Origin of the sequence: Limimaricola sp. G21655-S1, assembly GCF_027213785.1 — a bacterium.
Taxonomy (GTDB): domain Bacteria; phylum Pseudomonadota; class Alphaproteobacteria; order Rhodobacterales; family Rhodobacteraceae; genus Limimaricola.
In genome coordinates this window covers 1-238 of the sequence record NZ_JAPWGO010000487.1, presented here as the reverse complement: position 1 = coordinate 238, position 238 = coordinate 1, and the positions used below count along the sequence as shown (strand labels likewise).

The window sequence follows — 238 nt, the reverse complement described above, 5'->3', positions numbered from 1 at the left end:
TATTATTCTGAATGAGTATTATGCTGACATGCCCGCACAACCACGCCTACTGATTAACGGTGCATTTGCCGTTGACAATGCGCCTGATGGACGAACGGAAATAACAATCCCGCTTATAGTCCCTGATGCAGATTACGGGGAAGTTATTGTCTCTGGCGGTGAGTGGACAGTGGACAAAGGGTTTTTGCTAAACTACACCATGTTCGTTGCAATGATTATGGATTAGGAGAAATTATGT

General features: G+C 44.1%; 1 protein-coding gene. It reads left to right on the top strand.

The genetic code is table 11. The annotated features are described in order from the left end of the window. Nucleotides 1–226: hypothetical protein (locus O4G76_RS21555; RefSeq protein ID WP_269399120.1), on the top strand; the 226-nt coding region annotated here is incomplete at its 5' end. Between the last annotated feature and the right edge of the window lie 12 nt (nucleotides 227–238).